Source organism: Streptomyces sp. NPDC058534, assembly GCF_042717365.1.
Lineage (GTDB): Bacteria > Actinomycetota > Actinomycetes > Streptomycetales > Streptomycetaceae > Streptomyces.
In genome coordinates this window covers 77443-92049 of the sequence record NZ_JBHXNW010000031.1, presented here as the reverse complement: position 1 = coordinate 92049, position 14607 = coordinate 77443, and the positions used below count along the sequence as shown (strand labels likewise).

Genomic DNA, 14607 nt, shown 5'->3' with positions numbered 1-14607 from the left:
ACCCCGAGGATCGGACCCACCGATGGCGACCGCACACGGCCACGCCGCGCCCGAAAAGCCCGAAACACTCAGGCAACCACAGAATTCTAGAGACGCTCCGTCGTTCCGTTCGGTGGCGCCGGCCGGCACCGTGAGAGCGCCGACGCCGAGCACGGCGCTCAGTACGAGGGCGAGTTCGATGCCGGTGAACCCTCAACTACGAACAAGCTCAAACGAAATCGGACGGCACATCGTCAGTGCACGCACGTCGGGGTCTCGCTCGACAGCAGCAGCGCGTGCCGCCTCCAGCCTGGGGTGGCCGTGCCGTGCCCGGGCAGGCGGCCTCTCTCCGGCCGGGCCGCTGAAGCTCGGTTCGCCGCATGGCGCCGGCGGGTCACGAGCCGTACCGGGGCTGCGCCGATCGCGTTGATCGCTGTCGTGGTCGTGTATCGGTGTCAGGTGCGCATGCTGAGGATGGCGGCGGGTTCGAGATCGCGGGTGACGAGGGCCTGGACCGTTCGCGCGAGACTGGCCCGGTGCCGGGAGGCGTAGTCGGTGAGCAGGTGTCCGGCGTCGCCCACGTGCACGCCCGCGTGTTCGGCGATCATGCCCTTGGCAATCTCCAGGGTGGCCTTGGCGGCGATGGCGCTCTGCACGCGAGTGATGACGTCGTCGCTTCGGGCCGGTTCGGTGGACCAGTGCATCAAGGCCACCGCGGAGGAGTCCGCCAGCGACTGCGCCAGGTGCACGTCGTCCTCGGACAGGCGTCCGGACCGGATGCGCAGGAGCGTGAGCGCACCCAGCTGGCGTGCGTGAAGGCGCACCGGGATGGTCTGCAGGGCGACGTATCCGCTCCCGGTCATGGCCGCGACGAGCCGCGGCCAGCGCTCCTGCTCGTCGGTGATGTCCGGATAGCCGTGTGCTTCGCCATTGCGGTAGCAGTCCATACAGGGACCATGTCCGGTCTGCGTCTGCAGAAGTTCGACGAAGGCGGCGCCTTCGTCGGTGGCGGCCATGGTCTTCAGGCTGCCGCGGGCGTCGGCGATCATCACGGCCGCCGCGTCGACCTGGAGCAGGCCCTTGCAGGCGTGGACCAGACGGTGAAAGAGGTGCAGTGGATCGAACTCGGGCGCATAGGTGTCCGACAAGTCGACGAACGCCTTCGCCAGCTCGCGCTCGCGGTTCATGCTCGCCTCCCCGGCGGTGTCGTTGCCTCTTGGGCGCGTTCAGTCATCCCGCATGTCCAGGGTGCGGTCCACGATCTGCCGTGCGACTTCGCTGGACGTCCGGCCCAGCGCGTAGGCCCGGGCCCGCAGCCGCAGGAGCGCCTCCTCGGCACTCACGCCCACCTGTACCATGATCATTCCGGTTGCCTGGTAGATCTCTTCCCGGTCGGACTCGGCCCCCTCCAACCACGTTACGACTCCATCGCGGTCGGCAGAAGCGTGGTCCAGGGCGGTGACGGCGAGTGTCAGCGCGTCAGCGACGAGTAGCGCGGTCCGTACCCGCTCGGTGCTCATGGGGCCTGCGGTCTCCCGGTACAGGTCCAGGGTGCCCAGGGCTCGTCCGGCCCCGGCCAGGGGCAGGGAGAACACGGCTTCCGCTCCGGCCTTGGCGGCCTGCAGGGAGAAGAGCGGCCAGCGGCGGGCGTCGGGGGCGCGGGTCAGGTCCGTGGCGAAGACCGGCGCCATCAGCCGCACGGCCTCGGTGCACGGGCCCTCGCCCAGGGTGTACTGGATGTCCGCCAGGTAGGAGGCGACATCGTCGCTCGCGCAGAGCAGGATTCCGACGTCCGTGTCCTCGCCTCGCACGGACACCGACACGCCCGAAGCATCCGGCAACAGCGCGGTGCAGGCGCGGCACAGTGCGGACGGGACGTCAGCGGGAGGCAGTCCGCGCACGCTGACGACGAGTTCACGGGCGATCTGGGCGCGCTGGAGTTGCGTCGTCGCGTCGGCGTCTTCGCCGCCGGGCTCCCTGCCCTCGGTCATCGCCATCACCTCCCCGCAGGCGCATCCGACGTCGTGCTCTGTACCGATCTTGCCTCATCTACGCGCGGTGGGAGCGTGGTGGGGGCCCGCCGGAACTCGTCAGTGGAACGTCTGCACGTTCTTGGCCTGCTCTTGGTGGTCGTCGTCCGCTTCGCGCAGTCCTGTGCCGGCCGGTGCCCGGCCTGTGCCCCGGCCTGTGCTGCCGCTGCCGCTGCAGGGTACCCGCTCCATGGCGCGGAAGACCGCGGGAGGAGTAAGCGTCCTTCGCATGCCGTGCCCTGGGCCCCGCTGGCAGCATGTCTGGCCGTGCGTGGGACGGCCTCTTCGCCGCGGGCTAGCGGAGCCGGCCGTCGCCCGCTTCGTGCAGTGCCTGCGCGGCACGCTTGAGGTCGGCGGCGTCGAGGGCGTTGAGAACGTCCCGGAGCCGGATGCGGCACCGGTCCACCAGCGCGGCGGCGAACTCCAGTACGACGACCTCGCTCGCCGTTGACCGGACGGCCGGCGAAACGAGGGCCGTCAGCAGGAAGCCGACCGAGTCCCAGTCGACGTTCGGATGTCTGCCGCTGCGGTCGATCAGCGGCCGGTCGGCGGCCTCAGCCAGCTCCTGGTCCTCGGCAAAACGCCGCAGCCAGTACCCGTCACGGTGCGCACCCAGCAGCCGTGTGGCCGCACGCATCCGGCCATCGGCCACGTCCAGCAGCAGTGTTTCGGCGAGCTGCTCACCGGTGATGTCGTCCGTAGCCGTCGTCATCGGCTGCTCCTTCCCACGCGAGATCAGGGCCGACTCTGCCGCACTGCACGCGGTCACGCGCGGCCACTTTCCCGCACCCGCCCGGCGGGCCCCCGGAATGAGGTCAGGACGGCGGGGCGGGCAGAGGCATGGCGCCCAGGGCCCGGGCTGCGTGGACGAGGTTGGACGCCATGGCCCGTCCGGTGGAGGCGGCCCAGTCGTGGCCGCGGTCGTCGTCGAGGTAGTCGGGTCCGGGTCCGGGGCCGAGGTGCCAGTAGGTCCAGGCCTGGCCGGGGATGGTGTAGCCGATGTCGCCGAGGGCGCCGTTGATCTCGCTGATGACGTGGTGGGCGCCGTCCTCGTTGCCGGTGACCAGGACGCCGGCGACGCGGTTGTAGGCGACGGGGCGGTCCTCGTCGCCGGTCTCGCTCATCCCGCTGCCCCGTCTGCGCCAGGAGAGCCGCCGATGACCCTTTGCTACGTGCCGTGAGGGGTACCTGGGGCGGGTGCATTTCATGGTGCTGCCGGGCGTTTACGCCCCCCAGGAGGACACCGCCCTGCTGGCCGGGGCGCTGTCCGGCGAGTCGCTGCCCCCGGGCGTGGCGGTGCTCGACGTGGGGACCGGCACCGGCGCTCTCGCGCTGGCCGCGGCGGTGCGGGGCGGGCGGGTGACGGCGGTGGACGTCTCGTGGCGCGCGGTGTGGGCGGCGCGGCTCAACGCCGCCCGTGCGGGGCTGCGGATCCGCGTCCCGCACGGCAATCTCTTCACTCCGGTGCACGGTGCGTCGTTCGACCTCGTGCTGGCCAATCCGCCCGTACGTGCCGGTGCCGGGCGGTGGGCGTCGCCCGCGCGGTGCGGCCCGGGCCTGGGACGCGGGGCACGACGGGAGGCTGGTGCTGGACCGGATCTGCCGTGAGGCGCCGGGGCTGCTGCGGCCCGGCGGGGTGCTGCTGCTCGTACGGTCGGGGCTCAGTGATCCCGGCCGCACCGTGGCGCTGCTGCGCGAGGCGGGGCTGAAGGCCGCGGTGGTCCGGCGGCGGCGGATCGCGTTCGGTCCGGTGGTGCGCGGCCGGGAGCGCTGGCTGCGGCAGCGCGGGCTGCTGACCCTGGCCGAGAACGAGGAGGAGTTGGTGGTCGTCCGTGCCGAACTCCCCGTCTGACGACGCCCGTACGCCCGGTGCCGCGCGCCGGGTCAAGGTCCAGCGGCGGGGGCCGCTGCTGGTGGAGGGCCCGGTGGAGGTGGAGGACGGGACGACGGTGTGCTCCGACCGCTTCCGGGCGGCACGGTGCACCTGCCGCCGCAGCCGGCGCTTCCCCTGGTGCGACACCAGCCACCGTGCCAGGTCGGCCGGGTCCGGTGACGAGACGGTGTCGAAGGACTGACATCCGTTGCGGACGGGCCGGCGATACAACGGTCGCCGGAACAGAGCGGAGGGTCCAGCCGCGCTACGTCCTCCGTTCCCGGTGCGGGCCGCGGGCCGGCTACGCCGCGTCCTCAGCTGCCCCTGCCGGGCGCTCTTCTTGCCCTTGCAATGGCTGAGGGGCCAGGGTGGGGGTGTGCGGTGAGGCAGCAGCCGCCCCGGTCGCCCCGCAGGCCGACCGGTGCCCCGATCTGCATCCATCCGTCTGTGAGGCGCTATGACCAGCCGTGAACCCGTCACCATCCTGTCGGCAAATGACCGGGCGCGCGTGGTCTGTCTGACCGGTTTCCTGGACGCCGAGGCCTGGCTGAAGCTGGAGCAGGAATTCGGCCAGCACCTGCTGGAGGCGGCCCGGCACGATCAACGGCTGATTCTCGACCTGGCAGCCGTGCAGGTGGTGAGCGCTGCGGCCCGCCGCACCCTGCAGCAGGCCACCGCGCACCTCGCGGACGCTCCCGTCCTGGTGGTCGCCGCACCGCCCGCGGTACGCGAAGTCCTGGAGCGCTGCCCCCTCACCGGGATCCGCCTGCACGACACGCTCACCGGAGCGCTGCGCTCCCTGCCACCGCTCCCCGCGGACACCCACACCAGCACGGACGTACCCGCGGACCGCGAGATGCGGCGTGCCGCAGAGATGGAGCGCGACGACCTGCAGGGCGAGGTGTTCGGCATACGGGCCAAAGCCCGCAGCAGCGCGCTGATCGGCGTCGCCCAGGGCATCCTCATCGCCCGCTACGGCCTGCCCGGCCCCGCAGCGGCGTTCGCCCTGCTCCGCCAAGCTTCCCAGCACCTGAACGTGCCCTGCGCGTCCTTGCCTCCGCCACGGTCTCCGCGCCCGCGCCGACGGCCGAAGCGGCGTGGTTTCCCGGACGGCGCGGCCACGCGCCCCATCCGGACGCCCTCTTCCTGCGCGACCGGGAGATCGACGCCAAGGACCGTCGTCAGGTCCTGACGGCCGTCCTCACCCACGCCGTCGCTCTCTCGGACGCCGATGCCGCCGAACTCCACCTGACCGACCCGGCCCACGGCAACGCCCTGCTCCTGGAACAGCAGCACAATCTGACCACCGCCTACCGTGATCAGGCAGCCCTGGTCACCGGCCCCCCATCGGTCTGCGCCCAGGCGCAGCAACGCCTTGCACCCGTGACCGTTCTTGACGTCACGGCGGATGCCGAACTGGCCAACCACGCGGCCGGCCGCGCCCTGCTCACTTCCCACACCCGCACCATCACCAGCATCCCCCTGGTCACCGCCGACCGGCAGTGCACCGGAGTCCTGTCCCTGCACTGGCAGCAGCCGGCGACGCGGCTGACCACCGGCCAGCAGCAGCTCCTCAACAAGCTGGCGAACGAGACGGCCACCTGGTCCTCGTGGTACCGGCGCACCATCGTCCTGGACGCACTGGAGTACCTGCACCAAAACCACCACCCGGTCAGCGTGTAGCCCATGATCGTGCCGGGCACCGGACCTCGGAACCCGGCGGCTGGTTGTGGGTGGTGGTCAGGGCCTGATGATGCGGGTGCTCAGGGTAGTCAGGCCCTGCCGGATGTGGCTCCCGTGCAGGTAGGCGAGGGTGAGCATCCGCCGGTGCGCTTCGGGAAGCGCACGCGGGACGTGGTGGAGGAGCCCGTCCAGCAGCTGGCGGTGCGGCCCCTGCCGTGGTGGAGATCATCAAGTGGCCCTTCACGGACGGGCGGGTCAGGAGGGCGGGCCGCCGCGCCCGACCGCGTCCGGCGGGCGGTCGGCCCCTGTGCGGGGCGGCCGCAGTCGCTCGGTGGGCGGAAGCGGCACGGGGTCGATCCCCCTGTTCAGACCTGGCCGCGCCAGACGCCGGTCTCGACCCGCCGCGCTGCTCGATGAAGGCCATGAACCGTCCCAGGTCGCCGGTGATCTGGCGCTGGACGAAGCCGAGTTTGTCGCCGATGTTCTCGGCGAAGCCTTCGGGGTGTCCATCTGCAGCATGACCTTGATGAGGTTGTCGTCGATGTAGTGCAAGGTGACGACGCCGGCCTGCTTGGCCTCGCCGTTGACGGTGGTCCAGGCGACGCGTTCGTCGGGAATCTGCTCGGGCATCTCCGCGTCGAATTCCCGCGCGAACCCGCCGATCTCCGCTTGTCAGTGCGTCAGCCGGTCACTGCGCTGCTCGATCGACTGGACACTCCCCAGGAACTTGGGGGAGTCCTCGGACTTGGTCCACTGGTTGGAGCGGTGCGGACGTCGACGTTGACCTCGATGGACTCTTCTACCCGCGTCACGATGAGGCCTCGCTTCCTTGGCGATCAGGGTGGTGAGAGCCAGCACTTCAGCAGTGCCTGACGGCACTCCGTTCATGCCTGCCTCTCTCTTCGCACTGGCCCCATCCGACTCCTCGGCTGTGAAGGGCATGTGCAACGACGCGGGTCCATGATCGGCAACGAGAATGGGAGCCACCTGAATAGGGTGACATCAGGCTGTGCCAAGGTTGGGTGGGAGTGTCCGCCGTAAGGTTTCGGGTGTGACCGACAGCTTGGTCGTCGGGCCCTGCTGTCCGTGTCCCTGACAGGCGCGGTGCAGAAGGGCCCGGCTCCGGTATGCGGGGGACCCGTCCGGCAGAAGATGGACCGAGGCCAGGGCGGATGCTGGGGGCGAGCTTCACTTGGCAGCCGTCCTTGGTGTTCCCCAACGGTGCAAGCCGACGGCGTCGCCGATCCAGTCGATCACTAGCGGAAGACCGCTGACGTTGCGGGCGGAAAACGTGTTGCGCGGTCTCGGCTTCGGATCATGGTGGCTCCGCAGGAGCTGGTGGGGAAGGCGATGGGGGCGATGCTATGCGTCTCGGGCGGGCTGGTAGGTGAGGAAGGCGAGGCCGTCCCCGACGGTCCGCGTGCCGATCAGGCGCATCGGCTTCTTGCCGCTGGCCTCGCCGAAGAGGCGCTGGCCTGCCCCCAGCGGGCGCTTCGCCGTACTAAGGTCAGCGCTCGGCTTCGGGCCCACCCCCGTCTGGCTGCGCGTTCTTGGTCAGGAGTCGGGTGCGTCCGATGCCCGCGCCGACTACGGCTGCGAGGAGGACCGCGGATCCGACTACGCCGGCAGTGTTGAGGCTTGGTCTGTTGTGGCTGGCGAGGGCGCCGCCGCCGGTGTCCATGCCGCCTTGCGGGTGGCTGGTCGGGGTCAGCTCCGCGGCGAGGTCGGTGACCTGGTACTTGGCGGAGAATGCTCCCTTGCTGGTCGCCGCTCCGGTGAGGAGGTCGACGCTGTAGAGACCGGCGGCGCCGTCGACGTGGAGGGTGGCGTAGCCGTGGTGGGTACCGGTGTTCGGGTTGTAGTGGATGTCGAAGCCGGCGGACAGTCCTGCCTTGACGCCGAGGCTGCCGGTGGGGGCAGGGTTGCCGGCGTTGGCGGGGGACTGCAGGGAGACGCGGTCGTTGGTGGTGTCGATGTCGAACAGCGTCGTGGCCGTTTCGGTGCCGAGGTCGTTGTTCGTGTACGCCGCTCCCGTGACGCCCTTCGCGGTCGGCCTCTCGGTGGAGGGCGGTGTCGCCGGGTTGGTCAGCGTGCCGTCGACGGTCGTGGTGGTCGGGGCGGCCTTGTCGTCGATGTTGTGGCGCAGATTCTGGCCGGTGTCGCTGATCACCCTCAGCCGGTCCGCGGCCGGGTTGAAGTCCACGCCGAAGTACTCGCCCTCCAGCTCCACGGTGAGCTGTGACACCTTCTTCGCCTGCGCGCTGGTGGTGTCGAGCGTGTAGATGCCGCCCCGGTCGCCGACGCCGTACAGCTTGCCGTTCTGGACGCGGAAGTCGATCCCGACGAGCTTGGTGTCCTTCTTCAGCCCGTGGACGTGGCCGAGGGAGCGTGCGTCCGCCGGTGAGCCCGTGTGGAAGGTGACCAGCCGCTGGTCGTGGGTAAGGCCGATCGATGACGGCCCGCCCTTTCCCTGCGCGTCACCTGCCGCGGCGCCGGCCCGCGCGGGAGTCTCGGTGGGGGCCGCCGTGGCCGCGGGCGCCGTCGGCCACAGTGTGGCGAGCCAGGACGGGGGCGAGGGTGGATATGCGCACGAGCGTCTCCTGCAGACTGTGGGTGCGGAGGCCGGAGGGATACCGGTGTGTGCCGACACGAACACGCACAGCAGGGAACTGCTGCTCCCCGCAGCCAAACGGGCGAGCAGTGGCCGGACCCGCACCTGTCGGGCAGACGGCCCGGCCGAGGACTGGGCGGGTCGGGCTCCTTACTCCGTTTAACGCGACACGGTTGCGCAGAAGCATCTTGGCGGCATATGTGCATCTTTATCTGGTTCTCTGCTGAGTGTTGAGGCTGCCTGCCGGGCGGCCCTGGACCTGTTCGGAGACGCATGATGCGTAAGACAGTCGTCGCTGTCGCCATGGCTGCCACCACGGCCGCCGCCATCCCGGCCGCCACCGCCACGCCGGCCCACGGCGGCTGGAGCAACGACGGCAAGAGCCTGATCAGCGTGGGACTGACCACGGACCAGCGCCTGGTCAGCTTCGACGTCCGCACCCCTGGCGACACGTGGGACCAGGGCCGGATCAGTGGCCTGTCCGGTGACCGCAAGCTGGTCGGGATCGACTTCCGCGTGCAGAACGGCAAGCTCTACGGCGTCGGCAACGCCGGCGGCATCTACACCATCAACCGCAGCGCCAAGGCGGTGAAGGTCTCGCAGCTCACCGTGGAGCTGGACGGCAAGAACTTCGGGGTGGACTTCAACCCGGCCGCCAACCGGCTGAGGGTGATCAGCGACACCGGCCAGAACCTGCGGCACAACATCGACGACCCCGCAGCGCGGTTCACGACCATCGAAGACGGCATGCTGACCAACCCGGCGACACCGCCCTCCACCGAGAGGCCGACCGCGAAGGGCGTCACGGGAGCGGCGTACACGAACAACGACCTCAACGCGGCTACGGCGACGACGCTGTTCGACATCGACACCGTCAACGACCGCGTCGTGGTCCAGTCCCCGGCCAACGCCGGTAACCTCGCTCCGACCGGCAGCCTCGGTGTCGACGCCTGCCCCTCCGCCGGTTTCGACATCTACTACAACCGGAAAACCGGCAACAACAAGGGCTTCGCCGCCCTGAAAACGTCGGGCAAGTACCGCTTCTACAGCGTCAACATCCTCAACGGTCGAGCCGACAGCCTCGGCACCTTCCCCCCCAACCGGCAGGTCTTCGACATCGCCCTGCCCCTTGCTCAGAACTGAACACAGCGGACAGATCGGGGGGGGGGGGGGGGGGGCCGGGCGGGCCGCGCCCGCCCCCCCCCACCCCCACCCCCCCGAGACCCCCACCCCGCCGGCCCCCCCCCGCCCCCCTGCGCATTCCCCGACACGCCGAGGCGCTCCCACCTGCCGCATATGTCTGCTTTCGCCGCGACCCTCTCCCGCCGCGCGATCCAGGTGTTCGTCAACGCTCGCACTCTCGCATCCTCCACTGTTCCGATCGGATGAAGATCCTGTCGGCGTCTTCAGTAGTTCTGAGCTGCGTCTTTAGATGGTGTGTTGATCGGGTTGTGAGTTTTTCTGTTGGTGGGGGCCAATCCGGGTACTGGGTGGGCTGCGAATCATGTGTGACAGGCCGACAGGGAGCAGTGGCTCGGGGAGGCATGGCGGGTGCGGTTACCGATAGGCAGGCGCGGGCGCGAGACGGACACCGTCTCTGCTCGTGGGCGCATGCTGCGTCGAGGCCTGACCGTTTTGGGACTGGCGGGCGCCTTCGTCGGAGCCGGCCTGCTCGTCGCTTCCGCCGCGCAGGCCGAAGACCATCCCGCGCACACCAGCAGCCCTGCCTCTACCCGTCCTGATGCCACTGAACGGCAGAGCCCGGACGGGCTGCTGTCCGGTGTGGGCAAGTCGGTAGGCACCCTGCTGGGTGCGGAGAAGCCGGTCAAGCAGTCGCCAGTCGGCGAGCGGAGTGCGGCTGCGGACGCCGGCCACCATGACCCGGCCTCCGCACCGGAGAAGAAGGCGTCGGCCTCGCGAGAGGCGGACGCGTCCCCGCCCGCACGGCATACCCGCGGACAGCAGCCTGCTGCGACCGCGAAGCACAAGAGCTCCGCCCCAGTCGGCCAGGACGGTCTGCTGGGGCGTGTGACCGCCCCCTTGACCGAGCGTGCGGGCAAGTCGGCCAAGCCGGTCACCGCTGGGCTGGGCAAGGCGACGGAGCCGGTCACCGCCCCGCCGGGTGAGGTAGTGGGGCATGTGGCAGCTCCGGTCACCGAGCCCGTGGGCCGGGCCCTGGCTCCGGTAACCCGCTCGCTCGCGCCCGTCACGGACGCACTGGCCCCGGTGACCGCTCCTCTCGCACAGGCGGCAGCGCCCGTGACAGGCGTGCTGGAGCCGGTGACGGCTCCGTTGCTGCGCCCGGTGACGGGGCCCCTTGCCCCGGTCACCGAACCGGTCACGTCGGGCACGGGGCTGTCGCCTGTGACGTCGCCGGTCGGCCTGACTCCTGAGCCCGCCGCACCGGGTCCCGGCGCTGGTGACGGTATACCGGCTCCGGGCGTCCCCGTCCCGTCGCCGGCCTTGCAGGTTCCGGCACCTCCTGCAGGTCCCGCCGCACCGGCGGCTCATCCCGATGCCGAGCGGACGGTCGGCCCTGCGGCTTCCGTCGCTGCTCCGTCCTGGAAGCAGGGCCAGGACGGAGCAGCGTCAGAGACGGCAGGTGGCCAGACACCCCCCGGTGCCTACGACTTCCCCGCCCCTCAGCACCGGCTTCCGGCCGGTACGACGGGTGCGATCAGCTCTTCCTCTTCGATGACCGGTGGCGCCGGCCCGGCGTGCGCACTGGCCGGTTCGGCCGGTGCCGGGAGCACCCCGCAGCGCGGCTCCCCGGCCTCCACGGCGCGGGACGTCAGTGTGGGCGGCCTGGTCCACGACGGCCGCGGTCCGCGCGTCCCCGGATAGTCACGCTCTTTCCAGACGGTCGGGGCACGTGCCAACACGGCACCCGTGCCAGCCTCCTGACCTGCTTCGGCTCCCTCTCGTCTGCTTGCTGTGGTGCGGGTGGTTGAGTGGTGGCGGGTCGTCTCGAAAGGGATCACGTACGCATGAACGCGAACATCAAGCGCGGCCTGCTGATCGCGGCCGCATCCGGTGGCCTGTTCTTCCTGGGCCAGACGGCGGCGCAGGCTTCCGAACAGCCCGCCCATACCGAGAGCGGTCTGACCTCCGTGGTGGACGGCCTTCTCGGCAGCGGGCAGCACGAGTCGAAGAGCCCGTTCGGTCCGGCGGCGGACGCCTCCGCGGACAACGAGTCCGGCGCCCGCTCGGGTGACACCGGCCGTGGCGGCGACGGCGGGAACGCCACCAGCTCCAACAAGGCCGCTTCCGGGAACACCGGCGACTCCGGGAATTCCGGTGCCACCGGCGGCAACCGGGCCGGCAACCTGTGCGTCCTCGCCGACTGCACCGCGCACGCCTCCTCGGGCGACAGCGGTGACACCGGCGACACGGGCTCGTCCGGCGACGCGTCCAACTCCTCGCACACTCGCGGCGGCGACGCCGGCCGCGGTGGGGACTCCGGCAACGCCCACGCCTCCGGCGCCGGCCACAGCTCGGCCGACGCGTCCAGCAAGAACAAGGGCCACGGTCACTCTCGTGGCTCGGACGCCGGCTCTTCCGCCGCGTCGTCGAACGAGTCCGGCGCCCGCTCGGGTGACACCGGCCGTGGCGGCGACGGCGGGAACGCCACCAGCTCCAACAAGGCCGCTTCCGGGAACACCGGCGACTCCGGTGACTCGGGCTCGACGGGCAACAACAGCGCGGGCAACATCTGCATTCTCGCCCGCTGCGACGCCTCCGCGACGTCCGGCGACTCGGGCCGCACCGGTGACACCGGCGACTCGGGCGACGCCTCCAACTCCTCCTGGACCAACGGTGGCGACGCCGCACGGGGCGGCGACTCCGGCAACGCCAGCGCCCACGGCACCTCCCACGCCGACAGCCACGCTCGCAGTGAACGGAGCGGCTGGGGCTGGTGGCAGCAGGAAGGACAGCGCTCCTACCGGGTCCTGCCCGCCTGGGACGGCCGGGCGAACGACCGCGCCAACGCCTCAACCGCCGCCGGCAACCGAACTGGCGCAGCTTCGGGTGACACCGGTCGTGGCGGCGACGGCGGCAACGCCTCCAGCAGCAACACGGCGACCTCCGGCGACACCGGCGACTCCGGGAACTCCGGCGCTACCGGCGGCAACAGCGCGGGCAATCTCGTTGTGGGCCGCTATGACGAACACGGCTGGAGGGCCTCCAGCTGGCGTCACGGCTGGGAGTGGATGAACCACTCCACCGCTTCCGCCACCTCGGGCAACTCCGGCTCGACCGGCATGAGCGGTGACAGCGGCGACGCGTGGAACGCGTCGTGGACCAATGGCGGCAACGGCGCCCGCGGCGGCGACTCCGGCATGACCCACGCCGCCGGCACGAGCGAGGCCGCCTCCAAGGCCGGAGCCCACCACACGGGCGGCTGGGACTGGAGCCACCACCGCCACGACGACACCACAGCCGCGGCCGACTCCCGCAACGCCACCGGCACCACCTCGGGTGACACCGGCCGCGGCGGCGAAGGCGGCAACGCCACCAGCAGCAACAAGGCCTCGACCGGCACCACCGGTGACAGCGGCGACTCGGGCGCGACCGGCAACAACCGCGCGGGCAACATCGTCGGCGGCGACCGTGACCACGGCCGCGGCTGCAAGGACAACGGCAAGGGCTGGGCCGAGGGCGGCCACGGCTGGCAGCCGATGACCGACGCCAAGGCCACCACCGGCTCCGGAACCTCCGGCGCCACCGGCTCGACCGGTGACAGCGGGGACGCGTGGAACGAGTCCTGGACCACAGGCGGCCAGGGTGCCCGCGGCGGCGACTCCGGTAACTCCAACGCCCACGGCACCTCCAAGGCCACCGCGCACGCCATGCGCTGACCTGCTCCACAACCCCGCCTGAGATCAGGCAAAAACGAACAGAGAGCACGCCGTCGGCCCGGAACAGACCTAGATCTGTTCCGGGCCGACGGCGTGCGTCCGCGCGCACAGCGTGGACGACAGGCCGAGGGCGCCTGTGGCTACCAACCGTGAGGGCCGGGCGCGCCGGACAACAGTAACGACCAGCAAGGCCCCTCGGGCCTGCTGGACACCGCACAGGTGGGCTCGATCCACACAGGGTGGATGGACGGGCCGCACGTTCACGGTTGGGGTGGGGCATCCGCGACATGCTGGACATCACGCTCGTCCACCCGCACCTGGTGGTGGAGGTCGCCGTGGACGTCGCCCGAAACGCCGCTGGCCGATGCCGCCATCCCTCACGCTTCCACCGCGCACGCCTTGATCTGTCTCCCGAGACGTTGCCGCCGCACCGTGTGAAGCGTGCCGAACGTCCTAGGGGGTACGGATGAACGAGCCACTTCGCCGGGCCATGGCTCAAGCCCGGATGAGTGACAACCAGTTAGCCGAGCGGTGTGGTGTCGACACCAAGACGGTCGGCCGGTGGATCACGCAGACGGGGCGCGTGCCACACGCCAGACATCGATGGGCCGTCAGCGAAGCCCTCGGGGAGGACGAAACGGTGCTGTGGCCAGCCGCTACAAAGAAGCTCGTCAAGGCGGGGCCAGATCGCGAGGTGGCCGAAGTCTTCCCCTACCGGTCCGCGTGCCCGTCCTCCCTGTGGCGGTCACTGATCAGCAAGGCTGAACGGGAGCTGACCTTCGCCGGGTACACCAACTATTTCCTGTGGCTCGAGCAGGCCCGCTTCTCCAGTGGCCACGCCTACCTGAGCGTCTTCCGCTTCGACGACGACATGATCGTCACGCCGCTGTTGACGCACAGCGTGGGCCACGACGCGCCGACACTTCATCTGCGACGGCACCAGGACGACGGCCTGTTCGACCGGTTCGCCGCGCACGTCGAGGAACTGTGGACCCGAGGAACGCCAGTGTGGGAGGAACCCGATGGGCAGGCGTGACTATGAGAACGACCCCCAGGCACCGCAGGCCAACAGCCTGGTGCCAGCCGCCTCGGTGGTCGTGGTCGACGACACCGGCCGTATCCTGCTGCAGCGGCGCGTGGACAACGGCATGTGGGCACTGCCCGGCGGAGCGATGAACATCGGCGAGTCCCTGCCCGAGTGCGCCGTCCGGGAGGCGCGCGAGGAGACCGGCATCGACGTTGAGGTGGTCGGGATCGTCGGCACGTATTCGAACCCCCGGCACGTCTTCGCCTACGACGACGGCGAGGTACGCCAGGAGTTCTCGATCTGCTTCCTGGCCCGTCCCGTCGGCGGGCAGCCGGCCGTGTCCGACGAGTCCACCGAAGTCCGCTGGTTCGATCCGTCCGCCGTTGCCGATCTGCCCATGGTGAGCGGAGTCCGTAAGCGGGTGGACGACTGGCGCTCTGGCGCGATGCCTGCCCTCGGCTGATCACTGGACGTACGAAAGCGGCGATGTGGAGCGCCGCCCCCAGCGGGGCTGTTCGGTGCAACCTCTCGTGCAGAGGCTCGTA

At 70.6% G+C, this 14607-nt stretch carries 12 protein-coding genes and 4 pseudogenes; 9 read left to right on the top strand and 7 right to left on the bottom strand.

All coding sequences use genetic code 11. The features are described from left to right. Nucleotides 1-434: 434 nt before the first annotated feature. From ACFWR9_RS20495 to ACFWR9_RS20480, 4 genes and pseudogenes are all read right to left on the bottom strand, one after another. Complete coding sequence (locus tag ACFWR9_RS20495) at nucleotides 435-1166, bottom strand: GAF and ANTAR domain-containing protein (protein WP_383844025.1); 732 nt, start codon at nucleotides 1164-1166, stop codon at nucleotides 435-437. 39 nt (nucleotides 1167-1205) lie between these two features. Continuing rightward, on the bottom strand, nucleotides 1206-1970 hold the full coding sequence (locus ACFWR9_RS20490) for a GAF and ANTAR domain-containing protein (RefSeq protein ID WP_383844022.1): 765 nt from the start codon (nucleotides 1968-1970) through the stop codon (nucleotides 1206-1208). A gap of 334 nt (nucleotides 1971-2304) precedes the next feature. Beyond that, nucleotides 2305-2721 carry a hypothetical protein gene (locus ACFWR9_RS20485; RefSeq protein WP_383844018.1) on the bottom strand — a complete coding sequence of 139 codons (417 nt, stop codon included), beginning with the start codon at nucleotides 2719-2721 and terminating at the stop codon, nucleotides 2305-2307. Between the two features lie 103 nt (nucleotides 2722-2824). After that, nucleotides 2825-3133 (bottom strand): annotated as a pseudogene (locus ACFWR9_RS20480) (flavodoxin family protein); the annotation flags it as partial. Nucleotides 3134-3215: 82 nt separating this feature from the next. Here ACFWR9_RS20480 and ACFWR9_RS20475 point away from each other — a divergent pair. The 4 genes and pseudogenes from ACFWR9_RS20475 (at nucleotide 3216) to ACFWR9_RS20460 (ending at nucleotide 5565) form a co-directional block, all read left to right on the top strand. After that, nucleotides 3216-3861: pseudogene (locus tag ACFWR9_RS20475) on the top strand (HemK2/MTQ2 family protein methyltransferase). Next, entirely contained in the window at nucleotides 3842-4084 is a 243-nt protein-coding gene (locus ACFWR9_RS20470; RefSeq protein ID WP_383844015.1) for a CDGSH iron-sulfur domain-containing protein, read from the top strand. Before ACFWR9_RS20475 ends, ACFWR9_RS20470 begins: the two are co-directional and overlap by 20 nt. Before the next feature lie 255 nt (nucleotides 4085-4339). Continuing rightward, nucleotides 4340-5074, top strand: coding sequence for an ANTAR domain-containing protein (locus ACFWR9_RS20465; RefSeq protein ID WP_383844012.1), 735 nt, complete (start codon nucleotides 4340-4342; stop codon nucleotides 5072-5074). A gap of 191 nt (nucleotides 5075-5265) precedes the next feature. After that, the gene (locus ACFWR9_RS20460) at nucleotides 5266-5565 is read left to right on the top strand and encodes a hypothetical protein (RefSeq protein WP_383844009.1); all 300 of its coding nucleotides are present in this window, start codon (nucleotides 5266-5268) and stop codon (nucleotides 5563-5565) included. Between the two features lie 365 nt (nucleotides 5566-5930). On the opposite strand, the pseudogene ACFWR9_RS20455 reads toward ACFWR9_RS20460, so the two are convergent. From ACFWR9_RS20455 to ACFWR9_RS20445, 3 genes and pseudogenes are all read right to left on the bottom strand, one after another. Then, nucleotides 5931-6377, bottom strand: a pseudogene (locus ACFWR9_RS20455) (SRPBCC family protein). Between the two features lie 550 nt (nucleotides 6378-6927). Continuing rightward, nucleotides 6928-7095 (bottom strand): hypothetical protein, encoded by a 168-nt coding sequence (locus tag ACFWR9_RS20450; protein WP_383844007.1) that lies wholly within the window; start codon nucleotides 7093-7095, stop codon nucleotides 6928-6930. Nucleotides 7096-7273: 178 nt separating this feature from the next. Beyond that, a pseudogene (locus ACFWR9_RS20445) lies at nucleotides 7274-8116 on the bottom strand (DUF4394 domain-containing protein); the annotation flags it as partial. 336 nt (nucleotides 8117-8452) lie between these two features. On the opposite strand from ACFWR9_RS20445, the gene ACFWR9_RS20440 reads away from it, so the two are divergent. From ACFWR9_RS20440 to ACFWR9_RS20420, 5 genes are all read left to right on the top strand, one after another. Beyond that, the gene (locus ACFWR9_RS20440; RefSeq protein WP_383844031.1) at nucleotides 8453-9319 is read left to right on the top strand and encodes a DUF4394 domain-containing protein; all 867 of its coding nucleotides are present in this window, start codon (nucleotides 8453-8455) and stop codon (nucleotides 9317-9319) included. A 468-nt stretch (nucleotides 9320-9787) separates the two neighbouring features. After that, on the top strand, nucleotides 9788-11020 hold the full coding sequence (locus tag ACFWR9_RS20435; RefSeq protein ID WP_383844004.1) for a hypothetical protein: 1233 nt from the start codon (nucleotides 9788-9790) through the stop codon (nucleotides 11018-11020). A 143-nt stretch (nucleotides 11021-11163) separates the two neighbouring features. Continuing rightward, the gene (locus ACFWR9_RS20430; protein WP_383844001.1) at nucleotides 11164-13035 is read left to right on the top strand and encodes a hypothetical protein; all 1872 of its coding nucleotides are present in this window, start codon (nucleotides 11164-11166) and stop codon (nucleotides 13033-13035) included. Nucleotides 13036-13540: 505 nt separating this feature from the next. Beyond that, nucleotides 13541-14071: a hypothetical protein gene (locus ACFWR9_RS20425; protein ID WP_383843998.1), complete on the top strand. Its 531-nt coding sequence runs from the start codon at nucleotides 13541-13543 to the stop codon at nucleotides 14069-14071. Next, nucleotides 14058-14525 (top strand): NUDIX domain-containing protein, encoded by a 468-nt coding sequence (locus ACFWR9_RS20420; protein ID WP_383843995.1) that lies wholly within the window; start codon nucleotides 14058-14060, stop codon nucleotides 14523-14525. Before ACFWR9_RS20425 ends, ACFWR9_RS20420 begins: the two co-directional genes overlap by 14 nt. Nucleotides 14526-14607: the final 82 nt, after the last annotated feature.